At 43.6% G+C, this 25,051-nt stretch carries 23 protein-coding genes; 19 read left to right on the forward strand and 4 right to left on the reverse strand.

The annotated features are described in order from the left end of the window. The first annotated feature begins 144 nt into the window (after nt 1–144). Nucleotides 145–360 (forward strand): 50S ribosomal protein L31, encoded by a 216-nt coding sequence (gene rpmE / locus DS891_RS17925; protein WP_010607053.1) that lies wholly within the window; start codon nt 145–147, stop codon nt 358–360. A gap of 772 nt (nt 361–1,132) precedes the next feature. Beyond that, complete coding sequence (locus DS891_RS17930) at nt 1,133–2,374, forward strand: malic enzyme-like NAD(P)-binding protein (protein ID WP_069020522.1); 1,242 nt, start codon at nt 1,133–1,135, stop codon at nt 2,372–2,374. A gap of 80 nt (nt 2,375–2,454) precedes the next feature. Here DS891_RS17930 and metJ read toward each other — a convergent pair whose 3' ends face one another. After that, on the reverse strand, nt 2,455–2,775 hold the full coding sequence (gene metJ, locus DS891_RS17935) for a met regulon transcriptional regulator MetJ (protein WP_010368921.1): 321 nt from the start codon (nt 2,773–2,775) through the stop codon (nt 2,455–2,457). A gap of 344 nt (nt 2,776–3,119) precedes the next feature. Here metJ and metB point away from each other — a divergent pair, with 344 nt between their 5' ends. Continuing rightward, nucleotides 3,120–4,340, forward strand: a complete 1,221-nt coding sequence (gene metB, locus DS891_RS17940; RefSeq protein ID WP_174170532.1) for a cystathionine gamma-synthase — start codon at nt 3,120–3,122, stop codon at nt 4,338–4,340. A gap of 4 nt (nt 4,341–4,344) precedes the next feature. Continuing rightward, complete coding sequence (gene metL, locus DS891_RS17945) at nt 4,345–6,693, forward strand: bifunctional aspartate kinase/homoserine dehydrogenase II (RefSeq protein ID WP_174170533.1); 2,349 nt, start codon at nt 4,345–4,347, stop codon at nt 6,691–6,693. Between the two features lie 75 nt (nt 6,694–6,768). Here the strand turns inward: metL and DS891_RS17950 are convergent, their stop codons facing one another. After that, complete coding sequence (locus DS891_RS17950) at nt 6,769–9,225, reverse strand: PBP1A family penicillin-binding protein (RefSeq protein ID WP_174170534.1); 2,457 nt, start codon at nt 9,223–9,225, stop codon at nt 6,769–6,771. A 129-nt stretch (nt 9,226–9,354) separates the two neighbouring features. Here DS891_RS17950 and DS891_RS17955 point away from each other — a divergent pair, with 129 nt between their 5' ends. The 9 genes from DS891_RS17955 (at nt 9,355) to DS891_RS17995 (ending at nt 18,211) form a co-directional block, all read left to right on the forward strand. After that, nucleotides 9,355–10,434: a pilus assembly protein PilM gene (locus tag DS891_RS17955; protein ID WP_010368913.1), complete on the forward strand. Its 1,080-nt coding sequence runs from the start codon at nt 9,355–9,357 to the stop codon at nt 10,432–10,434. Continuing rightward, nucleotides 10,422–10,994, forward strand: coding sequence for a PilN domain-containing protein (locus DS891_RS17960; RefSeq protein ID WP_010607058.1), 573 nt, complete (start codon nt 10,422–10,424; stop codon nt 10,992–10,994). Before DS891_RS17955 ends, DS891_RS17960 begins: the two co-directional genes overlap by 13 nt. A 16-nt stretch (nt 10,995–11,010) precedes the next feature. Then, entirely contained in the window at nt 11,011–11,616 is a 606-nt protein-coding gene (locus DS891_RS17965) for a type 4a pilus biogenesis protein PilO (protein ID WP_010607059.1), read from the forward strand. Continuing rightward, entirely contained in the window at nt 11,613–12,155 is a 543-nt protein-coding gene (locus tag DS891_RS17970) for a pilus assembly protein PilP (RefSeq protein WP_010607060.1), read from the forward strand. The genes DS891_RS17965 and DS891_RS17970 overlap by 4 nt, the downstream gene beginning before the upstream one ends. Then, nucleotides 12,145–14,211, forward strand: coding sequence for a type IV pilus secretin PilQ family protein (locus tag DS891_RS17975; RefSeq protein ID WP_174170535.1), 2,067 nt, complete (start codon nt 12,145–12,147; stop codon nt 14,209–14,211). The genes DS891_RS17970 and DS891_RS17975 overlap by 11 nt, the downstream gene beginning before the upstream one ends. 150 nt (nt 14,212–14,361) lie before the next feature. After that, entirely contained in the window at nt 14,362–14,880 is a 519-nt protein-coding gene (gene aroK, locus DS891_RS17980) for a shikimate kinase AroK (RefSeq protein ID WP_010607062.1), read from the forward strand. A 26-nt stretch (nt 14,881–14,906) separates the two neighbouring features. Next, a complete protein-coding gene (gene aroB / locus DS891_RS17985; RefSeq protein ID WP_010607063.1) occupies nt 14,907–15,977 on the forward strand; it encodes a 3-dehydroquinate synthase in 1,071 nt (356 codons plus the stop codon). Then, a complete protein-coding gene (locus DS891_RS17990) occupies nt 15,978–17,330 on the forward strand; it encodes an SPOR domain-containing protein (protein ID WP_174170536.1) in 1,353 nt (450 codons plus the stop codon). It abuts the gene before it with no gap. Nucleotides 17,331–17,377: 47 nt separating this feature from the next. Continuing rightward, the gene (locus DS891_RS17995) at nt 17,378–18,211 is read left to right on the forward strand and encodes a Dam family site-specific DNA-(adenine-N6)-methyltransferase (RefSeq protein ID WP_010607065.1); all 834 of its coding nucleotides are present in this window, start codon (nt 17,378–17,380) and stop codon (nt 18,209–18,211) included. A 19-nt stretch (nt 18,212–18,230) separates the two neighbouring features. Here the strand turns inward: DS891_RS17995 and DS891_RS18000 are convergent, their stop codons facing one another. Next, nucleotides 18,231–18,425, reverse strand: coding sequence for a DUF2970 domain-containing protein (locus DS891_RS18000; protein WP_010607066.1), 195 nt, complete (start codon nt 18,423–18,425; stop codon nt 18,231–18,233). 38 nt (nt 18,426–18,463) lie between these two features. Then, nucleotides 18,464–18,766: a hypothetical protein gene (locus DS891_RS18005; RefSeq protein WP_010607067.1), complete on the reverse strand. Its 303-nt coding sequence runs from the start codon at nt 18,764–18,766 to the stop codon at nt 18,464–18,466. A gap of 137 nt (nt 18,767–18,903) precedes the next feature. Between DS891_RS18005 and rpe the strand changes: the two genes are divergently transcribed. From rpe to DS891_RS18035, 6 genes are all read left to right on the forward strand, one after another. Beyond that, nucleotides 18,904–19,575 carry a ribulose-phosphate 3-epimerase gene (rpe, locus tag DS891_RS18010; protein ID WP_174170537.1) on the forward strand — a complete coding sequence of 224 codons (672 nt, stop codon included), beginning with the start codon at nt 18,904–18,906 and terminating at the stop codon, nt 19,573–19,575. Further along, complete coding sequence (locus DS891_RS18015) at nt 19,575–20,240, forward strand: HAD-IA family hydrolase (RefSeq protein ID WP_102057628.1); 666 nt, start codon at nt 19,575–19,577, stop codon at nt 20,238–20,240. The genes rpe and DS891_RS18015 overlap by 1 nt, the downstream gene beginning before the upstream one ends. A gap of 25 nt (nt 20,241–20,265) precedes the next feature. Continuing rightward, entirely contained in the window at nt 20,266–21,270 is a 1,005-nt protein-coding gene (trpS, locus tag DS891_RS18020) for a tryptophan--tRNA ligase (protein ID WP_010368888.1), read from the forward strand. Between the two features lie 186 nt (nt 21,271–21,456). Continuing rightward, entirely contained in the window at nt 21,457–22,038 is a 582-nt protein-coding gene (locus DS891_RS18025; protein ID WP_010607069.1) for an aminodeoxychorismate/anthranilate synthase component II, read from the forward strand. A gap of 213 nt (nt 22,039–22,251) precedes the next feature. Continuing rightward, a complete protein-coding gene (locus DS891_RS18030) occupies nt 22,252–23,427 on the forward strand; it encodes an HDOD domain-containing protein (RefSeq protein ID WP_010607070.1) in 1,176 nt (391 codons plus the stop codon). 357 nt (nt 23,428–23,784) lie between these two features. Then, complete coding sequence (locus tag DS891_RS18035; RefSeq protein WP_102057626.1) at nt 23,785–24,996, forward strand: aspartate aminotransferase family protein; 1,212 nt, start codon at nt 23,785–23,787, stop codon at nt 24,994–24,996. Nucleotides 24,997–25,051 lie beyond the last annotated feature (55 nt).

The raw sequence follows: 25,051 nt of genomic DNA on the forward strand, positions 1-25,051 counted from the left end.
TCAGAGGCGGTGATAAAAAACTCTGAAATATTGCTTGTAGATTGTTCAGTTAAGCACTAAAATACGCGTCCACATTTTTGTATAACTACGTATGGTGCCAGACTTCGGGTTTGGAGAGCGATACGGCCTTAACTAGAGGTTGCTATGAAAGAAGGTATTCACCCTAATTACGAGACGATCACTGCATCGTGCTCTTGCGGTAACAAGTTCGAAACTCGTTCAACGCTATGTAAAGATATTCACCTAGACGTATGTTCTGCATGTCACCCGTTTTACACTGGTAAGCAGAAGATCCTTGACACAGGTGGCCGTGTAGATCGCTTTAACAAGCGTTTCGGTGCACTTAGCAGCAAGAAGTAATCTTGTTGGTCTAGTCGAAAAAAGCACCTTTAGGGTGCTTTTTTTGTGCCTGTTTGAAAATACCTTCTCGATTTATACATCCTATTCTGCATCAGCAGATAGACCGTCAGTCATCCCGTCTTATTGTGTCTTTTATTCTTCTAAAATAAAAAACTTGCCAGTTTGGCAGCAAAACTTTACTGATCTCTTGGGTAGAGTAAAAACTCTATTTAGCAGATAAATATTGAACATTTACGAGCTTAAGTTGTGAAAATAATCAAAGCTCATATAGTAAATAGTATCAGGTATGAGCACTTAATATAAACTAAAGTCAGTATATTGCGATTAAATGTCGGTATCTTGACGTTAAAGTTAGTTAAGTTGCAATTTTCTTATTGTTTTTATAGTTGGTGTACATTTGTGCTAATTTTATACATTCCGTGCTGATTTTAGCGTCTTGTTTTTTAAGTTTTAGTCATTTTATTTGTGAAATATTTCTTAAAATTGAGCTTATCTTCTCGGAAAAGTATAGAAAATACCATGCTAGTGGATAGACCTGATTTTACTTGAATAATGAGCAAAACTCGGTATTGTGTGAATACGGTCGATTAACTATATGTCCTATTGACATACCGCGACAGCAAAGCACATACGCTTGTTGAGTGGTTGAATGTCGTCGCTCATATAGTTAATCGCACTGTGTGTTGCTGTAACCAGCTAGCTAGGTTGCCAACATTCAGAATGCGAACGTTTACCACACTCTCACATTAACTTCGTAGGAAAATATCGCGCCATGACAGACTTTCGTCAACAAGCTCTAGATTATCACGAGAAGCCCGTTCCAGGTAAAATCAGTGTTGAACTCACTAAACCTGCCGAGACCGTAAAAGACTTAGCACTTGCATACAGCCCAGGTGTTGCAGAGCCAGTACGTGAAATCGCGGCTGATCCGGCGAATGCATACCGTTACACGGGTAAAGGAAATATGGTTGCGGTGATCAGTAATGGTACGGCAATTCTTGGCTTGGGTAACTTAGGTCCTTTGGCGTCAAAGCCTGTTATGGAAGGTAAGGCACTATTATTTAAGCGTTTTGCGGGCCTTGATTCAATCGATATCGAAGTTAAGCACAACACCACTGAAGACTTCATCAATACTGTGGCAAATATCGCAGACACATTTGGAGGTATTAACCTTGAAGATATTAAAGCGCCAGAGTGTTTTGAAATTGAGCGCGCGCTAATTGAACGTTGTGACGTTCCTGTATTCCATGATGATCAGCACGGCACTGCAATTGTAACCGCTGCGGGTATGCTGAATGCGTTGGAAATCCAAGGTAAAGATATTCATGATGCGATTATTGTGTGTCTTGGCGCGGGTGCAGCCGCTATTGCTTGTATGGAATTACTGATCAAATGCGGTGCTCAACGTGAGCACATCTATATGCTGGACAGAAAAGGCGTGATCCATACTCGTCGTGATGACCTAAATGAATACAAAGAGCTGTTTGCAAACAACACGGATAAGCGTACGTTACAAGACGTGATTGCAGATGCGGACGTATTTGTTGGTGTTTCTGGCCCAGACTTACTTTCTGCTGAGGATCTAAAGCTAATGGCTGACAAGCCAGTGGTATTCGCTTGTTCTAACCCAGACCCTGAGATCAGCCCTGAAGTTGCACACGGTGCACGTAATGATTTGATCATGGCGACAGGCCGCTCGGATTATCCAAACCAAGTAAATAACGTACTGTGTTTCCCGTTTATCTTCCGTGGTGCGCTTGATGTACGCGCAACCGCTATCAATGACGAGATGAAGATTGCAGCGGTTGAAGCAATTAGAACGATTGCGAAAGAGCCTGTACCTGCTGAAGTGTTAAAAGCGGCTGACGTAGATAGTCTAGAGTTTGGTCCTGAGTATATTATTCCAAAACCAATGGATCCACGTTTGTTACCTCGTATCGCAAAAGCGGTAGCGGTAGCTGCAATTGAATCAGGCGTGGCACAAATCGATATGCCAGCTGGATATATGGAATAATACCATTGGTATTATTCAAATGAAAAAGCCTCGATTGAGGCTTTTTTTGTGTCTGTATTTCCAGAGCGAAAGAGCAGTTATCACTCTTCGTTTATTTCTGGGATCTCCAAACCGCGCTCTTCCATTATTTGTCTTACCTCTAAAGGAATACGCTCTGGATTATCTTTTCTCAAGTCTTCATCGCTCGGCAGTGGCTGACCTGTGAAGGCATGTAGAAACGCCTCACATAAAAGCTCACTGTTCGTGGCATGACGTAAGTTATTCACTTGGCGACGTGTACGCTCATCAGTTAGCACTTTGAGTACATTCAGAGGTATGCTCACCGTGATCTTTTTTACTTGCTCTGCTTTCTTACCGTGTTCTGCATATGGGTGAATATACTCACCGTTCCATTTTGCCATAATTGTGTACTTGCCTCAGTTACATCAATGCCAATATGACTGGGTTCTGGTCTACATTATTCACCAACCGCATGAATATAGGGATAACCTTACGAATTAAAGATAAATCCCAAACTCAAATAGATGAATAAACTAATCCGCCATAGCGAGATAGAAGAATCTCTGCCATAGTTTTCAATAACTCAGTCGTATTAGCAACGCCTAGAGTGGCGAAATTTTATCGGTTTAAAAAAGATAGTCAAATACTAGTTATTTAGCCATTTAGCAGTATAAATGTTTTGACTTCTGGTTTCTGTTGCTCTAACCTTTTAGACGTCTAAACATCCAACTATCTAGGTGACCTTATGAGTCAAGTTAATAAATCGACGGTAGCAGTGCGTCACGGTATAGAAGCTGATAAAGCGCATGGGGCAGTAGTGCCACCGCTTTACCTTTCTACCACCTATTCTTTTGCCGATTTTGATACCAAACGCGACTACGATTATGGCCGCAGCGGTAACTTTAATCGTGATGTGCTTGCACAGGCACTTACCGAACTTGAAGGTGGTGCTCGTGGTATTATTACCGCCACTGGCATGGCTGCCGTTCACCTAGTAACTCAACTGCTTAACCATGACGATACGCTGGTTATTCCACATGACTGCTATGGTGGTAGCTATCGCTTGTTTACATCGCTTGCAAAGCGTGGATTGCTCAAATTAGCCGTCTTGGATCTCACGCAACCTGAAAGTCTTGCGCAGCTGCAGCAGATCAAACCTAAATTAGTTTGGATTGAAACACCAAGTAACCCAATTTTGCGGTTAACGGATATAGAAGCTGTCGTAAATGCAGCACACGCTGTGGGGGCTTTGGTCGCCGCTGACAACACCTTCTTGTCTCCTGCATTACAAAACCCCATTGCCTTTGGCGTAGATGTAGTCGTGCATTCAACTACTAAATATATCAATGGTCATTCTGATGTCGTGGGGGGCGCGGTGATCGCGCGTACACAGGAGTTGGGTGATGAGTTAGCTTGGTGGGCGAATAATATCGGTATTACAGGTGCACCTTTTGATAGCTACCTTACCCTACGTGGACTGCGCACCTTAAATGTGCGTTTACGCCAACATCAAGAAAATGCTCAGATTATTGCGGAGTATTTAGAAAAGTCGCCGTATGTTAGCCAAGTTTATTACCCTGGCCTTGAGTCGCATCCTCAACACGAACTTGCGAAAAAACAACAGCTCGGCTTTGGTGGCATGGTGAGCTTTGATATCAAAGGCGATCTGCAAACATCTGCGAAGTTTTTAACGTCTCTAACGCACTTTTCATTGGCAGAATCTTTAGGTGGGGTTGAGAGTCTTATTTGTCATCCAGCGACGATGACACACGCGGGTATGGATCCGCAAGCACGTTTAGAAGCGGGAGTGGGCGACACGTTGATTCGTATTTCTGTAGGCATTGAAGATGCACAGGATCTCATTGCAGATCTGGAATCGGGATTTGCATGTATTGATGAAAGTCAGGCGAGTGATGATGCTAAGTCATTCAAATTAACGCCTGCACATACAGTAGCGTTGTGGTGAGTAAATGGCAAAAGTAGTACATAAGTTTGGTGGTTCGAGTTTAAGCTCGCCAGAGCGTTATCAGGCGGTTGCCAAGATAGTGTTAGAGCAATGTCAACTAGGTGACAGTGTTGTGGTTTCTGCTGCAGGAAAAACAACGAATACCCTAGTGAAGTTATGGCAAAGCTTTGAGCAGCAAGATGTTCGCGCATTCAACGATGTTTTATTACAAGTTGAAAATCATCAACGTGAATTAATTGATGCCCTGTTTGTAGGTGAACAACACAGTGTGTTACTCAAACAGCTTGTCAATGAGCTGCAAGCAATCGCTTTAGGACGAGAAGAACAGCATCTTCACTACGCGAGTTTACTTGCACATGGAGAGCTATGGTCGGCTCGTATATTAGCAAACTACCTAAGTTCTCAAGGTATCGAAGCCAAAGCTATCGACGCTCGTACGTTATTTGTACAACAAGAGGGGGTGTTACTACACGCCCATAACAAAGAAGCGTGCTATCGCGCAATTGATGATCACGCTATCTATATTGTTACCGGTTTTATTGCCGCAAATGCACAAGGTGAAACGGTGACTTTAGGCCGAAATGGCAGTGACTATAGCGCGACTTTGTTGGCAAGTTATCTTGATGCGGCTCAAGTATCAATTTGGACGGATACAACGGGTGTATTCAGCACTGATCCACGTAAAGTCGCCAATGCCATAAAATACACAAAGGTATGTCGTGGCCAAGCTGAATTACTCGCACGATTAGGTAATCCAGTACTACATGCAAAAACGCTGTCTCCACTTAAAGATACCGATATAAAACTGCAAGTTCGCAGCAGCTTTGACGCCGATGCACTTGGCACTGAGATAGTAAAGGCAGGCTATAGCAAAGAGAAGCGCTTTATTACCACTTTTGGACAACTTGACCTGTTACGCGTTGAGCAGCTAAAAAGTGGTGAAGTGAAACAGCTAAGCCAGCTTATTCAGCATAGCATTCATCATTTTGTTAAAGGTGGAGAGGCACACTTACTGGTGCCATCTGAGTTTAGCCATGTTGTGATTAAAGCGCTGGATTCGCGAGCCAATATTATTGAGTCGCAAGTACAAGGCTTTGCTATTGTTGCCCCAAGTCAGGATGTTGCTGGCTTACATCAGCAAGCTCTGGAATTATTGGATGAACATGCGATTGTCACCCGTTTTGTGCTGCAAGAGCGCCATTACAGCTTAGTGTTAACCGATCAAGCAATTGATAGCGATCTACTTGCTATATTGCACGAACGTTTGGTCAATAAAGGCAGAGAGCTTGCTGTGATTGTAGCTGGTGTTGGCAATGTGGGTGAAGTGTTTATCGAACAATGCAAAAACCAAGTCGCTAAGCTGAGTGAGCACTTTGATCTTAAGTTGGTTGGCTTACTGCGTTCTAAGCAAATGTTGTTCTGTCCAAGCGGGTTGAATTTAGCATCGTGGCAACAGCAATGGCAAAATGAGGCCATCGAATACAATGAAGCAGAGCTATTCACTCGTATTAAAGAGCTAGATTACGAGCATAAAGTGGTGGTCGATATTACTGCGAGCGAGCGTTTCAGCGAGTTGTATCCACAGTTTGTTGAACATGACTGCCATTTGATCAGCGCTAATAAATATGCCGGCACGGCACAACAAGGTTGGTACTCAAAGCTGCGTCAGCAGTTACAAGATCGTAACCTATTATGGCGTTACAATACCAGTGTTGGCGCAGGTCTTCCCATTAACTTTGCATTGGCTGATCTGCAAAATAGTGGCGATGAAGTGGTGAGAATTGAAGGCGTCTTTTCCGGCACTTTATCTTGGCTTTGTAGTCGCTATGATGGTTCTGAAGCATTTTCTGAGCTAGTGCTTGGGGCGCAAGAACTTGGTTTTACCGAGCCCGATCCGCGCGAAGATCTATCTGGCCGAGATATGCAGCGTAAGCTTTTGATCTTAGCACGAGAGTTAGGCATTGAGCTTGAGCTTGACGATATTGAATTAGAGGCGTTAATGCCAGAGTCCTTGAGTGTGGGTTCATGGCAAACGTTTTTAGAAAATCGCCAGCAACTCGATGACTTTTATGCGACACACTATGCAAAGGCCACAGCGAATGACGCTGCGCTTCGTTATACTGGTGCGCTTGAAATTGCAAGCAATGGCAAAGTGTCTGCAAAAGTAGGCATTGCACAGGTACCAAATGGCTCGGCAATCGCGAATTTAACACCGGGTGATAATATTTTTGTGATCCACACTAAATGGTATGAACAAAATCCGCTGGTGATCCAAGGCCCGGGGGCAGGTAAAGAAGTGACAGCAGCGGGAATACATTCCGATTTATTCTGGCTGACGCAAAATCTAAAATAACTCTTTTAAGAAAATAGATATAATACAACTGGTATAAGACAAAAATGCCGATACATCTGTATCGGCATTTCTATTTTAGAATAACTCTTCGTGAGTCGGTAGCGGCGCGGTATCGTCAAACGGTGTGCTGCTATCCGTATCCAATACGTACTTGGTTGGGGCCGTACCTTGCTCGAAATATTCAAACCGAGATGTGTAATCGTTCTTGCGAGACAAAAGCCCTGTCTTTAAGTCAATCCGAGTTGAAATAAGCCCTGGAGGCGGCTCTATCGGAGCCAAAGGCTCGTCTTTAAGCGCCTCACGCATAAAGTCTATCCAAGCAGGTTGTGCTGAAATCGCTCCGGCTTCTGCGCCAACAAGTTGATTATTACCAAGGTTAGCGTTGTAGGCCGCACGACCCAAGGATTTACTCGCATCGTCAAAGCCAACCCAGACTGTGGTGAGGACATTACGGTTAAAGCCCGTAAACCAAGTATCTACTGAGTCATTGGTGGTACCCGTTTTTCCAGCAAGGTCACGACGTTTTAACCATTGACCACGCCAGCCTGTGCCGCTCCAGCCCGTATCGTGTTTCCAACTACCACCACCCCAGATAGCACTGTGAAGCGCATCAGCAATCAGAAATGCGTTTTGCTCCGAAATCACTTGCGGTGCACAGCGCTCAGGTTGTTCTTCCATCTGCTGTTCGTCGCAGACCAATAGCGGCTCTGCAGAACCCAGCTCAGTGCCGAATGAGTCGGTAATTTTATCGATAAAATACGGCTCAATGAGGTGACCGCCGTTTGCAAAAGTGGCCATGCCGCGCGCCATTTCAATAGGAGTCAGTGCAGCACTACCAAGCGCCAATGACTCGCTGCGATTAATATCTGCGTCTTGAAAACCAAATTTAAGCAAGTGATCAGCAGCCTTATTTATGCCAACGCCTTTGATCAAACGAACAGATACCACGTTTTTCGATTGTGCAAGCGCTCGGCGAATACGGATTGGGCCGTTATACACTTCAGGGCTATTCTTCGGACGCCAAGCCACGCCAACGCTTCTGTCCCAATGATTAATCGGGGCATCATTAAGAATGGTGGCTAGGGTATAGCCATTTTCTAATGCGGATGAATAAATAAAGGGTTTGATGTTTGAACCCACCTGGCGCTTAGCTTGGGTAGCACGATTGTATTGGCTAAGCTCAAAGCTGTAGCCGCCCACAATCGCCTTGACACGCCCATCCTGCGGGTCAAGTGAGACGAGGGCACTGGATGCCTGCGGCAACTGACTTAACATCCAACCGTCGTCTTGTTTACGGACAAACACTTGCATGCCTGGCGCGAGGATATCTGCGGTTGTTTTTGGTGGTAAGCTTTGACGCGTTTCACTGATGTATTGTCTGGCCCAACTTAAGCCTGACCATTCCAATGTAATTTGCTCACCGGTTTTTAAGAGCAGGTCGGCCGTTTTCTCTGCAATGCTTAGCACCACAGCGGCTTTTAACGGCCCAATTTCATTGACCTTTTTAAGGCGAGTAATAATGCCTTCATGGCTTAGCGGCGATTCCGTTTCAGCATGCCAATAGGTTTCTTCTGCGCCTCTAAAGCCGTGACGCATATCGTAGGCATGTAAATTATCAACTAATGCATGCTGAGCAGCCTGTTGCATGTCAGACTCCACACTGGTGTAAACTTTCATGCCTGAGTTATAAGCTTTATCAGTACCATAACGCTCAACCATATAGGCGCGAACCATTTCAGAAATATAAGGTGCATACAGCTCGATTTCGGCGCCATGGAATTTAGCCGTGATAGGAGCTTGTGTCGCCTCACTATATTCTGCGCGGGTAATATACTTTTCAGCAAGCATTCGTCCGAGCACAACATTCCGGCGCAATTGCGCGCGCTCTGGGTTACGAATTGGATTTAACGCAGAAGGCGCTTTTGGCAGGCCTGCAATCATTGCCATTTCTGCTAAAGTTAATTCTGATAGTGAGCGACCGTAGTAGACTTGCGCTGCAGCACCGATACCAAAGGCGCGATTGCCCAGTTCAATTTTGTTTAAGTAAAGCTCAAAAATTTCATCTTTCGTTAATAGTTGCTCAATATGCAACGCAATAAAGATTTCTTTCACTTTACGAATATAGGCTTTCTCTCTTGTTAAGAAGAAGTTTCTGGCAAGTTGCATGGTGAGCGTACTGGCTCCCTGCTTTTTTTGCCCTGTGGTGATAAGTACTATAGCGGAGCGGACGATACCTATCGGATCAATACCGAAATGATCGTAAAAGCGGTTATCTTCTGTCGCTAAGAATGCCTTTCGCATGGGGAGTGGAACATCCTGCAAACGTACAGGGATCCTGCGCTTTTCACCAAATTGATTGATGAGTTTTCCGTCTCGTGTAAAGACTTGCATGGGTGTTTGTAGTTGAACATCTTTCAAAACCTCTACACTTGGTATGTCAGATTTGACATAATAATAAAGACTGATAAGTGTCAACACGCCTAAAAGGGTACAAACAAAAACGAATTGTAAAAATCTTTTCAATAATTTCACGGAATTATCCCTAGTTAGACTCCCAATTACAGGTAGACACTGCTAGTATATCTTGATTAAAAAACGATTAATATTTTTGTGTGCTAAATTTTTATGGTACACAGTCTTAAAAGGAAACGGGCGCTTCACATGCTGAGCCAACTACTAAAAAAACAAGCACCTCTGATGATAGGGATCGATATCGGCTCCCATTGTGTCAAAGCGGTGTTGCTGTCGAAGACAAGTTCCAGCTACCGAGTAGAAGCCGTTGCGATTGAACCTATTCCGAAAGGAGCAGTAAATGAAAGGGCCATTCAAGACATTGAAGCGATCGGCAACGCGATAACCAAAATGAAGCGGCGCATTCCAAAGCTCACGCAATATGCAGCAGTTGCCGTATCCGGTCAGACCGTGATTACAAAAGTGATCTTTATGGATGTGTCATTAACTGATGCTGAACTCGAGTCTCAGATAGCAATAGAAGCAGATAGCCTGATCCCTTACCCGTTAGATGAAGTTAGTCTAGATTTTGAAAAAATTGGAGTAAACGAAGCCGATCCGTCAAAAATGAATGTGCTGCTCTCTGCGGCTCGTACCGAAAGCGTGCAAGCACGGGTTGGCGCATTGGAAGAAGCGGGTTTCAAAGCGAAAGTTGTTGATGTAGAAAACTACGCACTAAGTAGAGCCATGGATGTCATTTACCCTGAACTGCCAAATGATGCCTTTGATAAAATCGTAGCAATGATAGATATTGGCGCAGTGCTTACGCTGATTAGCGTTATTCAATCTGGGAAAACGATTTACACTCGTGACCAAGTGTTTGGTGGTGAGCAATATACCAACAGCATTGTTGCTTATTACAACAAAACCTACGATGAAGCAGAACTGGCGAAAACGACGGGGGATTTACCTCCAAACTATACCTTTGAAGTCTTGGCTCCTTTCCAAACTTCTATGCTGCAGCAAATTCGTCGAGCAGTGCAAATGTTTATGACGACCAGTGGTAAAGATCATATCGATTACATCGTGTTGACGGGTGGAACGGCTTTAGTGGATGGCTTAGATAAACTGCTCATTGATGAGCTTGGGATCCACACAATAGTGGCAGACCCGTTTACTGATATGGAGATTGCACCAAAAGTAGATAGGCATGTGCTGCAAAAGCATAAAGCGCAATTCGCCTTAGCGACAGGCTTGGCATTAAGGAGCTTCTCATCATGCCACATATAAATTTGCTTCCTTGGCGCGAGCAGCAAAGGCAAGCGTCGCAACAAATCTTTCTGACTATCATTGCGGTGATCATTGCGGCTTGTCTGTTGTTAATGTACATGCTTGGCAGCTTCTATGACGGCTTAAAAACCGGGCAAGAAATTAAAAACCGCTATCTCGAAAGCGAGATCACTCAACTAGATTCACGGATAGTTGCGATTAACGACCTGAATAAGCAAAAAGAAAATTTACAGCGCCGTATTCGGCTTATTGAGGAGTTGCAACTCAACCGCAGTCTCGGCACGCAAATTATCGATGAAATAGCGCGAGTGGTTCCGGCTGGGGTTTATCTCACCAGTCTTGAGCGACAAGACAATATGATCAAAGTCATTGGTCGGAGTGAATCAAACAACCGCTTATCGCAAATGCTACGACAAGTTGAATCATCATATTTAATAGAGCGGCCGGTGATCCAAGGCATAGTAGCCGGTGAGCAAAGTTCAAAATTACTGAGTGATTTTACGATGCACTTTTATATTAAGTCTCATGACGACATCCACTTAGCCGATAAAGCGAAATAGGGCGGAGGCACAGTGCATGAATTTTGACTTAAACAGTTTAAAAGAAATAGATTGGAATGAGCTGGAGCTCGATAATATTGGTCATTGGCCATTTCCTGTAAAAGTTTTATGCTCCGTTCTGGTGGTTTTACTAATGATGGTATTGGGTTATAACCTGATGGTCTCAAGTTCCATTGACCGCTACGACCAAGCGGTTAAAAAAGAGCAAGAGCTGAGAACGAGCTACCGGATTAAATACGCAAGAGCAAACAATCTAGAGCTATATAAACAGCAAATGATTGATATGGAAGCGCAATTCACTGAGCTGTTGAGACGACTGCCAAGCTCCAACGAAACGCCTGGACTACTTGATGATCTGACTTACGTTGGTACCTCAAGCGGATTAACCTTCCTAAAAATTGGCTGGATGCCAGAGGTACGTAAAGAGTTTTATACCGAATTGCCGATTAAGCTAGAAGTGATAGGTAAGTATCATGAATTTGGTCAGTTTGTGAGTAAGGTATCTGAATTACCTCGTATAGTCAGCCTACATGATTTTAGAATCGAAAATGCAGGAAATGGCGAGCTGGTATTTAGTGTTGTGGCAAAAACTTATCGTTATGAGCAAGGAGGTCAGAAATGATCCGACTGATGCTCTGCGTGACCTCGTTGATGTTCATCTCGGGTTGTAATGATAGTACTGCAGAACAAAAAGAATTTATTGATCAGGTAAAAGCAAGCTCAACACCAAAAATCGAGCCTATACCTGAAATGCAAAATTATGAGCCATTTAAGTATAGCGCTTCAGAATTGCGTAGCCCTTTTGTTGCGCCCCAGCCTGAAGTGATTGAAAATAAACTAGTTCAAATTAAAAACTGTTTACATCCAGATCCAGATAGAGATCGCTATCCATTGGAGAAATTTCCGTTGGATAATCTACGTATGAAAGGCATTATTGCCAAGTCTGATGGTCGTTGGGCGCTAATCGAAGCGGCGACGCAAGGCTTGTATCGTGTAAAGCGTGGTGAATATATGGGCCTGTATCATGGCAAAGTGCTGAGTGTACATGCCGATCATTTAGAATTATTAGAATTGATCCCAGATGGAACGGGATGTTGGAAAGAAAGGCTAACAAAAGTGGAAATGTTAGAAGCGGAACAAGGTGGCACGAGTGAATACTAACAATAACGTTATAAAATCAACCATTAAAAGCACTCGAACATTATGGCGTTCTGTGCTCGGTGTTGCCTTAGTTGGCCTTTCGTCAATTACGCATGCCATTCCTATGTTGTATGACATTCGCTATAACCCCGTTCCGACAGGGGAAACTCAGCTACAACTGGTGTTTGATGAAAAACTCAATACAGAGCCAAAAGTTCGTGTTGTCGGCGAAAGCACCAGTATTGAATTGTTTTTCCAGCAGGCTGAGTTTGAAGAAAGCTTAAAAGCTTTGAGTATTGATAAAGCTGGTATTCAAGGCATTACCAGTGAACTCAGAGATGGTGGTTTTGCCGTTTCCATCAACATGGATGAGCTGAAGCTATATAAAACCGAGGTTAAGAATAACCTTGTGATAGTGGAAGTGTCTAATAAACCGATTGTCTCTGAACAAGATCAAAGTCAAAAAGTCACTGCGTTTATCAACCAAATTCAAGCTATCGATTTTCGTCGCGGTGAGAAAGGTGAAGCTAAAGTACTTGCGTTTCTTGAGCACAACCAAGCGGCCATCGATGTACAAGAGCGCGGTGGTAAAATCATTGCGGACTTCCACCATATCGATATTGCAGAAGACCTGCTATACGAACTCGATGTGTTAGATTTTGGCACTGTGGTATCTCGCATAGAAACCTTTAAAGAAGACAATAAAAGCCGCATTGTGATTGAGCCAAATGCGGCATTCAAGTTTACCTATCAACAGCTTGATAACATCTTTACCTTATCAGTTGAAAAAGACGAAGGTAATAAAACCTTTGGCGATAAAAAAGAGTATAGAGGTCAGCCGATCACGTTGAATTTTCAGGATATTCCAATTCGCTCCGTACTACAGATCATCGCCGATACAAACAACTTTAACCTAGTAACGAGTGACACCGTATCTGGCAATATAACCTTGCGTTTAGATGGTGTACCTTGGGATCAAGCGCTTGATGTTGTGTTACGTGTGAAAGGGCTAGATAAGCGTATGGATGGCTCTATTTTGATGGTCGCGCCATCTGAAGAGCTCGCTGCTAGAGAAGCCAAGGAATTACAAGCGCGTCAGCAAGTAGAAGAGCTGGAACCATTATATAGCGAGTATATTCAACTTAATTACGCGAAAGCGGAAGAGTTTGCTGACTTACTCAAAACCGATATCAACTCTATTATTAGTCATCGTGGTAGTGTATCGGTTGATAAACGTACCAATACTTTATTAATTAAAGACACCTCACGCAGTATTGAAAGTGTACGTCGGATGGTTGAAACCTTAGATGTGCCGGTAAAACAGGTGCGTATAGAGTCACGCATGGTTACTGTAGATGACACAGTACAAGAAGACTTAGGTGTCCGCTGGGGCTTTAGCGATCAGCAAGGCAGTGATGCCATCTCTGGTACGCTAGACGGTGCGAATGCGCTATCCAATGGCAATATTCCGTCTTTGGAAAACCGCTTAAACGTTAATTTAGGCGTAAAAGGAGTCCCTGCTGGCAGTATTGGTATGCACATTGCGAAACTAGCTGATGGCACTTTGATAGATCTTGAGTTGTCTGCATTGGAGCAAGAAAATAAAGGTGAGATAATCGCGACGCCAAGCATCACGACAGCTAACCAGAAAAAGGCGCGTATCGAGCAAGGTACAGAGATTCCTTACGTAGAGGCATCATCAAGTGGTGCAACGACGGTGAGCTTCAAAAAAGCGGTTTTAAGCTTGGAGGTGACACCGCAAATCACACCTGATAATAAAATAATTCTCGACTTAGTGATTACACAAGACACTAAAGGTGATACCGTGCAAACGCCAAATGGCCCGGCGACGGCAATCAATACCCAAGAGATCCAAACACAAGTACTGGTTGAAAATGGTCAAACTATCGTACTGGGTGGTATCTATCAGCAAGAAGTGAAAACGGCAGTAAGTAAGATCCCAATTTTGGGCGATATCCCATATTTAGGTCTATTGTTTAAGAACTCTCGTGATATTAATGAAAAGCGAGAATTGCTGATATTTGTGACGCCTAAGATCATTCAAGACAGTTTATAGGCCCGTTGACAGTAAAAGTATTGCGCTTTTTGCGTGGTTTGACTTGAAATTGTTCACGGATTACTGAGATAATCCCCTCCTTAATTTTGGGGCCAGGTCGTTAGGCGGGGTTTTATTTCAAATTTTAGAGTTCGTTTGTACTAAAAAGATATGGCTGAGAAACGTAATATATTTCTAGTAGGCCCGATGGGGGCTGGTAAAAGCACGATTGGTCGTCACATTGCAGATCAATTACACCTTGAATTTTTCGATTCGGATCAGGAAATTGAGCGCCGCACAGGTGCCGATATTTCTTGGGTGTTCGATATCGAGGGCGAAGAGGGGTTCCGCAAGCGTGAAGAAAGCGTCATCTCTGACCTAACAGAAATGCAAGGCATTGTGTTAGCGACAGGTGGTGGCTCTGTGATCAGCAAAGAAGTGCGCAACAAGTTGTCTGCGCGCGGTATTGTTGTTTACCTAGAAACGCCGATCGAAAAACAGGTAGCTCGTACTCAGCGTGATAAGCGTCGTCCATTACTACAAACCAGTGAAGACTCACGTGACGTACTAGAGCGCTTAGCTGATGAGCGTGAACCACTATATAGAGAAGTGGCAGATCACGTTGTTCGCACGGATGAGCAAAGCGCTAAAGTAGTTGCAAACCAAATTATTGAAAAATTAGATTTCTAATATAACAACACCGTAGGAGGGACGCCATGCTTGAATTAAAGGTTGATTTAAACGAGCGGAGCTATCCCATCTTCATCGGTGAACATCTCTTATCAGATGAAGGACGACTTAAGCAGTACGTTGGGCAAAGTCGTCCTGTTATCATCACCAACACCACCATTGCACCTCTATATTTAGATAGTCTGTTAGCAATATTTGATGCTCAAAAACCGCTACATTTTGTTATTCCTGATGGTGAACAATACAAATCGCTAGAATGGTTTGAAAAGATCTCTGCCTTTTTGCTCGAGCATAATTGTGGTCGTGATACGTGTTTGATTGCCCTCGGTGGCGGTGTGGTTGGCGATTTGACTGGTTTTGTTGCGGCATGCTACCAGCGTGGTGTTCCGTTTATTCAAATCCCTACGACTTTGCTGTCACAAGTAGATTCATCGGTTGGTGGTAAAACAGCGGTAAATCATCCGCTAGGTAAAAACATGATTGGTGCTTTCTATCAGCCAAAAGCGGTTTTTATCGACACCAAGACCTTAAGTACATTGCCTGCAAGAGAGTTTGCTGCGGGTATGGCTGAAGTCATTAAATATGCGTTGATCTATGACGCATCTTTTCTTGATACATTAACGGATCAGCATCCTCAGCTCAGCGCACTAGATGCTGAAAGCCTTCAACAAGTTATTTATAAGTGTTGTGCGATAAAAGCCGAGATCGTCGCCAAAGACGAAACCGAAGCGGGATTGCGTGCATTACTTAATCTGGGTCACACCTTTGGCCATGCGATTGAAGCGCAAATGGGCTATGGTAATTGGTTGCATGGTGAAGCCGTTGCTGCCGGTATGATGATAGCTGCAAATTTGGCTTGTCAGCGCGGCGCGCTTAGTACTACTGATGTTGAAAAGATCCGTCGTGTTATTGCGCTTTATCAATTACCGACAGAAGCGCCAAGCGAGATGACCGCAGCGCAGTTTTTACAACATATGCGCAAAGACAAAAAGAACAAACAAGGCAAAATTCGCTTTATTCTTCCTACGCAACTAGGCCAATGTGCGCTAGTGGATGATGTTAGCGATGAAACCGTGGTAACTCTAATAGGTCGTTAAATGCAGTCGCAAATTTTACCAAGCAGAGCTGCATTGGTAGATAGAATTGCTATGCAATTCGACTATGGCCAAAACCTGATAACCTTAGTTGGCTCTTCAGGTCTTGGTAAAAGCTACCTTGCGGAATCGTTTCTTACTGATAAATACCCAGACTTTAACAAAGCGTTTGTAAAGCTGACTGCCAATACTCAAGAGTTTGATGTGGTACGGCAGCTGCTTGAGCATAGCTTTCGCAGTCCTCTCATTGATCAGAAGTTATCTCTAAGTGAAAACTTCATGTTGCTCCATGATGAACAAGCTTGTGGGCCATGTTTATGGGTGTTAGACAACGTCAGGCATTTAACCCAAGAGCTTGCGGAACAACTACAAAAGCTCGCAAAATCTTCTCGCGAAACAATTTACATACTCGCTACGGCGCAGCAGCCTCAGCTGATCCCTGAAAGTCTGGATATTCATATCGAGCCTTTATCCGTGCTCGAGAGTAAGCGCTTGATGAGCATGTTTTACAAAGACTTACCGCCTGACGAAGATCCTATTTTTAATACGTTTGTTGCTGAAGCTCGAGGTAATCCGAGTGTTTTACTTTCTTGGCAGCCACAGCAGCAGAGTCTAAATTTACGTGAACAAAGCTCCAAAGTAGGTAGCAAATCACAATGGCAATGGTATGTCATTGCGCTTTGTTTGGTATTAACAGCGTTGATGGTTGCTTTAGTGTATAAGCAAGAATTAAAACGATACTGGACACCGACTCAAGGTGATGAAGAAACAGTAGCCACCGCTATTGATGCGCAAGAGGTATTTGAGGCGCCAAATACCAAAGTTGAAATTGAAAACGATGTGCAACCAGAGTTGCCAACCGAAGCGCCAACGCAAGTCGAAACTGCGCCTGTTGGCAGTATTTTATCTGCACTAACCGAAACAAAAGAAGATACGACAAACAACAATAACGCACTATCAGAGCAAGCGGTTACACCTGAAAAAGCCGATGTTGATAGTACTCCTGCCACTTTATCGCCAGTAACAGAGCTTCAGCACGCGGAGCCTGAACTATTGACGGGAAACCCTTGGTATCTCAGTCGCTCAGATGGTGAATGGGTGATCCAGTTACTTGCAGTGACAGAAAGTGAGATTGCAGCTGGGTTTATGGCGGAGCATAACGAGGTAGTGACACAGCAGTTTACTGTTTTAAGAAATGGCCGAACTTGGTTTGTAGTTACTACTGATGCTTACCAGAGTTTGGCATCAGCGAAGCAAGCAAAGGCAGTATTGCCAGAAGCGCTACAAAAAGGTCAGCCATTTTTTAAGAGAATGAGTAAAATTAAACAAGAAATTACTCAGTCTCTCGGTAATTAGCCACATTTAGTGTAAAATCGCGCAACCACTCACGACATAGAACGAGCATGCAACAAAAGACTAGAGCCTTCTTAAAATGGGCAGGCGGAAAATACAGCTTAGTAGAAGATATTTCTAAGCGCCTACAAGCAGCAAGTAATGAAGCCGACACGCTAGTAGAACCTTTTGTTGGAGCGGGATCTGTTTTCCTTAACACTCAGTTTAAGCATTATGTCTTAAATGACATTAACGCTGATCTTATCAACCTGTATAAAGAGTTGAAGCGTATTCCTGATGAATTTATCAGTGACGCTAAAAGGCTATTCGTCGAGCTGAATAACCATCCAGATGCGTATTACGCGTATCGACAACAGTTTAACGAAAGCATTGATGTGTATGAGCGTGCGATTCTATTTCTATATATGAACCGCCATGGCTACAATGGTTTATGTCGTTATAACCTCAAGGGGATCTTTAACGTCCCTTTTGGTAAATACAAAAAGCCTTACTTTCCAGAGCGCGAGTTATATGTGTTTGCTGAAAAGGCTCAACAGGCTACTTTCACTTGTCAAAGTTACAGCCAAGTATTTGAAACCATGCCAAAGAATGCGGTAGTGTATTGCGATCCTCCGTATGTACCTTTGAGCAAAACTGCGTCATTTACTAGCTATGCAAAAGGTGGGTTTAACTTAGACGATCAAGCACAGCTGGCGAATCTTGCGGAGACTGCGGCTTTTGAAAAGCAAACGCCAGTGTTAATCTCCAATCACGATACGGTGTGGACACGAAAGATTTACAATCAAGCGAAGCTAGATGTGATCAAGGTGAAACGTACAATTAGCCCAAAGGGTAATGGGCGGAATAAAGTTGACGAGCTAATGGCGCTATATCACCGTTCGTAATTTGCAGCGGCATAAAGGACTAAGCCAAAACTACACCATTTACAAACCAAATTAAGCCAATGACAAAAGCGGCGACAAAAACGATGCCCGCAAAAGCAAACGGCCAAAAATGCTTTTTGTTAAAGTCATATGCTTGTTTTTGACCGCTCTGCACACCAAACATTGCCGCACAGACACTTTGAATTAACGCGAATTTACTATTGGAAGAAGCCATAGTGTTTACCTCTTACCAGTTGATTGGCTCAACTGGTATTAGTAAGGAGATGAAACTTTACTACTGCTTTGATTGTCTTTAGAGCCAAGTAATAACTCAAGCAAATCCAAATAATGGAATTGGCCACTCGAACTACCGCCAGTCAACCACGCTGCCCAACTGGTGTGCGCTTCTTGCTGACATTCCACTGCATTTATTCGACTGCTTAAATTGCCAGTGCTACAAGCGCATGCGGAGTAATTTGCGGCAAGACTTTCATCATTGTCGAAAGAAAATACCCCTGCCGACACGGCTAATACCGTCCCAAGCAGAGCAATCCGTGCTTTATATCTAGAAACCATAACCCTATCCCCAGAAGTTAAATATCACATAATGATACACAATGTTCGTTTATTGCACAATCATAAAGCGCCTTAAATCGCAGACATTTTGGGCAATTTACGGTACAGTATCGCGGTCTTACGTTTAGGGGAAAAGTATGTCTGATTTTTTAATTGCACCATCCATTCTATCCGCAGATTTTGCGAGGTTAGGCGAAGATGTTGAAAAGGTACTGGCAGCAGGTGCCGACGTGGTTCATTTCGATGTAATGGATAATCACTATGTGCCAAATTTAACTTTTGGTCCAATGATTTGTGACGCATTAAGAAATTACGGAATTACTGCTCCTATCGACGTACATTTGATGATAAAGCCTGTAGATAGTCTAATTCCCGAGTTTGCTAAAGCCGGGGCGAGCATTATTACATTTCACCCAGAGGCCAGCGAGCATATAGACAGAAGCCTTGCGCTGATTAAAGAGTCAGGTTGTAAAGCTGGCTTGGTATTTAATCCGGGCACACCGCTGCATTATCTTGATCATGTGATGGATAAAATTGATCAAATCCTCTTGATGTCAGTAAACCCGGGCTTTGGTGGCCAAAGTTTTATCCCACATACACTTGAGAAATTAAAAGAAGCGAGAGCACGCATTGACGCTTCCGGTCGCGATATTCGTCTTGAAGTGGATGGGGGAATTAAGGTGGACAACATTGCTGAGGTTGCAGCGGCCGGTGCAGACATGTTTGTTGCAGGTTCCGCTATCTTTAATCAACCCGATTACAAAGCGGTAATAGACGCCATGCGTCAAGAATTAGCAAAGGTAAAATAATGCGTTTTGAGGGTATTTTATTTGACCTTGATGGCACGTTAGTTGATAGCGTCGAGGATATGTACATGGCGCTCAATTTAACGCTGTCTGAGCTTGCTCACCCAATTGTTAGTCATGCTCTGGTGCGTGAATGGGTAGGTAACGGCATCGATATGTTAGTAAAAAGAGGCCTAAGCGGTAGCCATGAAGTTAGCGAAGACTTATCCGAAAGTTTAGCGCACACCGCCATTGAGCGTTTTAAAGTGCATTATGACGAATTAGTTGGTCAGTATGCGGGTTTGTATCCGCATGTTGAGACAGGGCTATTTGCATTTGCCACAGTGCCAAAAGCCGTCGTGACAAATAAAAATCGTGCATTTACGCTAAAACTGCTGGATAAATTAAATCTCACATCGCATTTTGATTGTATCGTCTGTGGTGATGACACTGACAAAAAGCCGTCACCAGCTCCGCTATTGCTGGCTGCCGAGCGTCTTGGTATATCAGCGGATAAGCTTATTATGGTTGGGGACTCTAAAAGCGATATTTTGGCCGCTCAGGGCGCTAAGATACCTGTGATTGCGCTAAATTATGGGTATAATCAGGGATTCGATTTGAAAGAGTTCAATCCACAGTACCTTTGTGATGGATTCTTAGATATTATTCCCATTATCAATCAACGTTAATTCAATGAAGAAATAAAGGAACGACATGAGTAAACCTGTAGTATTAAGTGGTATTCAGCCAACCGGTGGTATGACAATAGGCAATTACGTAGGTGCCATTAACCAGTGGCTTAAACTACAAAACGATCATGATTGTTACTTTATGTTGGTTGACTTGCATGCCATTACGGTTCGCCAAGAGCCACAGCAACTACGCGATCGCGTATTAGACGGCGTAGCACTATATACTGCTTGCGGCATCGATCCAGATAAATCGTCACTATTTGTACAATCACAGGTTCCTGAGCATGCACAGCTAGGTTGGGTGCTGAACTGTTATGCACAGATGGGTGAGTTAAACCGCATGACGCAGTTTAAAGATAAGTCAGCAAAGCACGCCAATAACGTAAACGTTGGCTTATTCGCCTATCCAGTATTGCAAGCTGCGGATATTTTATTGTATCAAGCGGATCAAGTACCGGTTGGTGAAGACCAAAAGCAACACCTTGAGTTGACCCGCGATATCGCAACGCGCTTTAACAACCTGTATGGCGATGTCTTTAAGATCCCAGAACCTTATATTCCAGAGTTTGGCGCTCGTGTTATGAGCTTGCAAGACCCGAGCAAGAAGATGTCAAAATCAGACGAAAACCCAAATGGTTTTGTGATGCTGTTGGACGAACCTAAGAAGATAGAGAAAAAGCTGAAAAAAGCGGTAACGGATTCAGATGAGCAAGCACGGATTTACTTTGATCGTGTTGAAAAGCCAGGAGTATCCAACTTACTGACTCTACTAAGTGTTGCAACTAAACGCTCAATTGAAGAGTTAGTGCCAGAGTACGAAGACAAAATGTACGGTCATTTAAAGAAAGACACTGCCGATGCGGTAGTGAATATGCTGGAGCCTATTCAAGCGCGCTTTAAAGAAATCCGTGAAGATCAAACTCTGCTGGACGAAATCATGAAAAAAGGCGCGGAAAAAGCAAGTATTCGTGCCGAAAAAACACTGAAAGCTGTGTATGACGCCGTCGGTTTTATTCCTCGCGGTTAATAAAACACAATGAAAAGACACCATAAATGGTGTCTTTTTGTATTACAAGGGTCTACAGACCCTTGGTTTAAAGCAGATACTAGATATAAGAAAACCCTCCTGTTGAGTTCGTGATAAAATAGATTTATAACGAACATCCTTACCCCAGTGGCAAATAGGCCGCTTGGTTCTTTTAGTGGTACCTACATGCTGTTGATGATTGATAACTATGATTCCTTTACCTACAACTTAGTGCAGTATTTTCAGCGCTTAGATGTGGATGTGCTGGTAAAGCGAAATGATGAAATCAGCACCTCACAAATCAAGCAGCTTAATCCCAAATATGTTGTGCTATCTCCTGGCCCTTGCAGTCCTGATGAAGCGGGGATCTCGCTTGAAGTCGTAAAACGTCTACAGGGACAAATCCCTATTCTCGGCATTTGCCTTGGTCATCAAACTATTGCACAAGCTTTAGGTGGCAAAGTCATTCGCGCAAAACAAGTGATGCATGGGAAAACGTCTCAAGTGCACCATAACAATATAGGCGTATTTCAAGGCCTGCCATCACCATACGAAGTATGCCGCTACCACTCTTTGGTTGTTGAGCAAAGTAGCTTACCAAAGTCTCTAGCCGTAACGGCTTGGACACAGACACAAGAGGGTGAGCGTGATGAAATTATGGGACTTTTGGCATCCGATAGAGCACTTGAAGGTGTGCAATTTCACCCAGAAGCTATCCTCACTGAACACGGCTTAGCATTACTTGATAACTTTATAAAACGCTTCTAAAGTTTAAACAAAACCAACAGGATTTCGCCTAGGTGTTATACATCCATATTCGCTGCGTTTTTGTTGGTTAGACTAGTTTTTGATACGTAACTTTTTGATTCTATTGTGCGCAATATCAAATCATAATATTGCTTTTACTGGTATAATGTTAATCAGTAAGACGATTCTGTTGAGTGCTTAACTCAGTGTTTTTCCTTTAGATAAGTAGCATGCATGACGCAAGAAAATAAGCAAATTAGAATGGCACAAGCGCTATCCGAGCGTGCCCATGACCTTCTTATCAGCCTCAACTTTGCGCAAAAGCAAATAGGCTATATCCATACATTTGATATTAGCTATGGGGAGAATATCGCACAGCGCACTATGCTAGAGGTGGAAATTGCAGCGGCTGCAAAACGCCAAGAAAGCAGCACAAGCCATCACAAATATATTGCCAAAGCGAGTAAGCATCTACATTCAGTTATCGAAGAAGCTATCACAAAGCAACTGCATGACCTTGATAATATCTATCATGAAGTCATTGGCATTCAAGACTCCGTTCCTGCGATTTTAGACATTCTTGCCGTGCGCTCAGCTTCAGTTGGGCGTTTAGAACCTTTGGTTAATGACTTAAGTTGGTTGGGTCGTGAGCTGGTTTCGCTAGTCAACTTGCCACAGTATCGCAAAAAAAACAGTAAAGGCACGTCCATTAAGGTCGATACGCCGGCATTAGCATTAAGGTATTTAGGCCTTGAGAACTTGCAAATGGTGATCCCGACAATGGCGGTAAGACACTGGATGCCGCATGCTACAGAACCATTTGGCTTAATGAAGCGTAAATTACGCGAGCTGAGCATGAGCACGGCCATTGCGGCAAAAGAGCTGGCACCATTTTTTGGGGTAAAAGAACAGCATGCGTTTACTTTAGGCATGTTACTAGAACTTGGGAAAGTGGCCTTGATCCGTCTTTATTTACGCACCTTTGAAAAGGTGTGGCAAGCCAAGGTGCAAATAGCACGAGACAAAAAGCAAAAAGACCTACACACCGCATTAATGGAGTTATCTCCTGATCCGTTATTTTTACGTAACTTGTTGATAGAACATTCAGCAGAGATTTCACGTAAGCTAATTGAAAAAATGGAGTTACGTTATTTGCCCTTTAATGCCGTCATGGAAGAGTATGCGCAAACTTATCTACCAAATGCGCATAAAAACATTGCCGACCCATTACCACTGACACAAGTGATGCAAAAAGCCTATGGCTACGCACAACTGCTTGTTTTAAAAGATAGCCAGTTAATTGAAGACGATGAAGCTGAGATTTTGCTCAATCATTTAGAACTTACCGAGGAAATGCGTCAGCAATTGGCAAAATGTGCGTTCCATAACCTGCAGTTGACGATTTTGTAAAAAAAATTGAAATTTTTTTTGCGACTATTCATTCAAAACCTAATCTTAAATGATCTGTGCAAGGCTGCACGGCGCTTGCTTTGCCCTAAATATCTGCCCTAGATAGTTATTCACTTGAGTTGAGAATATATGTTAAACCCTTGAATACTAAGGGCTGAGAACGTGGTATAAGTGAGACAAATGGCGCTTTTTCTGGAATAATGAGCGTATGAATTTTGTGCCATCAAGGGGCGGGTCAAAATACATAGCACCGAATTGGTGTGAATAAATATCCTATCAAGTGGCGGCAACGCGCCGACCTCCAAAAGGAAATGACTCCTTGTTTGCACTTTCACTCACCAAATATGAGGAAATAAAATGACTATCAATCGTGAATTGTTTGACGACGTAATGGTACCTAACTACGCACCTTCAGCGGTAATTCCAGTGAAAGGTGAAGGTTCTCGAGTATGGGATCAGGAAGGTCGTGAGTACATCGACTTTGCTGGTGGTATCGCAGTTAACTGTCTAGGTCATTGTCACCCAGCTTTGGTGGGCGCGCTTAAAGAGCAAGGCGAGAAAATTTGGCATCTATCTAACGTGATGACCAATGAGCCTGCACTACGTTTAGCGAAAAAGCTAACTGATGCCACGTTCGCAGAAAAAGTCTACTTTGCAAACTCAGGTGCAGAAGCGAACGAAGCGGCGCTTAAACTAGCACGCCGTTGGGCACTAGATAAGTTTGGTGCTGAAAAGTCGCAAATCATCTCTTTCAACAAAGGTTTCCACGGCCGTACTTTCTTCACTGTAACTGTAGGTGGTCAAGCTGCATACTCTGATGGCTTTGGTCCAAAGCCGGGCGACATTGTTCACACAGACTATAACGATTTAGCGGCATTTGAAGCGCTTATTTCAGACAACACTTGTGCCGTGATGATGGAGCCGCTACAAGGCGAAGGTGGTATCATTTCACCAACGGCTGAGTTTGTAAAAGGTGTTCGCGAGCTGTGTGACAAGCACAACGCGCTACTTATTTTTGATGAAGTGCAAACTGGTGTTGGCCGTACTGGTGATTTGTATGCATACCAAGGTTTAAACGTAACCCCTGATATTTTAACAACGGCTAAAGCACTTGGCGGTGGTTTCCCTATTGGCGCGATGATCACAACAACTGAGATTGCTGCGCACCTAAAAGTGGGTACTCACGGTTCTACATACGGCGGTAACCCGCTGGCGTGTGCGGTTGCAGAAGCGGCATTTGACACAGTAAACACAACAGCTGTACTTGATGGCGTAAAAGCAAAAGAGCAGCTGTTCCGTGAACTGCTAAACGACATCAACGAAAAGTACAACGTATTCACCGAAGTACGTGGTAAAGGTCTATTGCTTGGTGGTGTAGTCACTGAAAAGTACGAAGGCAAAGCAAAAGAATTCTTGGTTGAAGGTATCAAGCAAGGCGTGATGTCACTGGTTGCAGGTGCAAACGTAGTACGTTTCACTCCATCTCTTGTTATTCCAGAAGCTGACATCCGCGAAGGGATGGCACGTTTTGAAAAAGCCGTTGCTACGGTAGTTGCTAACAACGCTTAATACTGGTTGCAAGGTCACCTTTTGGTGGCCTTGTTGTTATCCACATTTTTGAGGA

The organism is Pseudoalteromonas sp. JC28, from assembly GCF_013319255.1.
Classification (GTDB): Bacteria; Pseudomonadota; Gammaproteobacteria; order Enterobacterales; family Alteromonadaceae; genus Pseudoalteromonas.

Coding starts and splice junctions, on each gene's coding strand:
- rpmE (WP_010607053.1), top strand. CDS start 145: ATGAAAGAAGGTATTCACCCTAATTACGAGACGATCACTGCATCGTGC.
- DS891_RS17930 (WP_069020522.1), top strand. CDS start 1,133: ATGACAGACTTTCGTCAACAAGCTCTAGATTATCACGAGAAGCCCGTT.
- metJ (WP_010368921.1), bottom strand. CDS start 2,775: ATGGCAAAATGGAACGGTGAGTATATTCACCCATATGCAGAACACGGT.
- metB (WP_174170532.1), top strand. CDS start 3,120: ATGAGTCAAGTTAATAAATCGACGGTAGCAGTGCGTCACGGTATAGAA.
- metL (WP_174170533.1), top strand. CDS start 4,345: ATGGCAAAAGTAGTACATAAGTTTGGTGGTTCGAGTTTAAGCTCGCCA.
- DS891_RS17955 (WP_010368913.1), top strand. CDS start 9,355: ATGCTGAGCCAACTACTAAAAAAACAAGCACCTCTGATGATAGGGATC.
- DS891_RS17960 (WP_010607058.1), top strand. CDS start 10,422: ATGCCACATATAAATTTGCTTCCTTGGCGCGAGCAGCAAAGGCAAGCG.
- DS891_RS17965 (WP_010607059.1), top strand. CDS start 11,011: ATGAATTTTGACTTAAACAGTTTAAAAGAAATAGATTGGAATGAGCTG.
- DS891_RS17970 (WP_010607060.1), top strand. CDS start 11,613: ATGATCCGACTGATGCTCTGCGTGACCTCGTTGATGTTCATCTCGGGT.
- aroK (WP_010607062.1), top strand. CDS start 14,362: ATGGCTGAGAAACGTAATATATTTCTAGTAGGCCCGATGGGGGCTGGT.
- aroB (WP_010607063.1), top strand. CDS start 14,907: ATGCTTGAATTAAAGGTTGATTTAAACGAGCGGAGCTATCCCATCTTC.
- DS891_RS17990 (WP_174170536.1), top strand. CDS start 15,978: ATGCAGTCGCAAATTTTACCAAGCAGAGCTGCATTGGTAGATAGAATT.
- DS891_RS17995 (WP_010607065.1), top strand. CDS start 17,378: ATGCAACAAAAGACTAGAGCCTTCTTAAAATGGGCAGGCGGAAAATAC.
- DS891_RS18000 (WP_010607066.1), bottom strand. CDS start 18,425: ATGGCTTCTTCCAATAGTAAATTCGCGTTAATTCAAAGTGTCTGTGCG.
- DS891_RS18005 (WP_010607067.1), bottom strand. CDS start 18,766: ATGGTTTCTAGATATAAAGCACGGATTGCTCTGCTTGGGACGGTATTA.
- rpe (WP_174170537.1), top strand. CDS start 18,904: ATGTCTGATTTTTTAATTGCACCATCCATTCTATCCGCAGATTTTGCG.
- DS891_RS18015 (WP_102057628.1), top strand. CDS start 19,575: ATGCGTTTTGAGGGTATTTTATTTGACCTTGATGGCACGTTAGTTGAT.
- trpS (WP_010368888.1), top strand. CDS start 20,266: ATGAGTAAACCTGTAGTATTAAGTGGTATTCAGCCAACCGGTGGTATG.
- DS891_RS18025 (WP_010607069.1), top strand. CDS start 21,457: ATGCTGTTGATGATTGATAACTATGATTCCTTTACCTACAACTTAGTG.
- DS891_RS18030 (WP_010607070.1), top strand. CDS start 22,252: ATGACGCAAGAAAATAAGCAAATTAGAATGGCACAAGCGCTATCCGAG.
- DS891_RS18035 (WP_102057626.1), top strand. CDS start 23,785: ATGACTATCAATCGTGAATTGTTTGACGACGTAATGGTACCTAACTAC.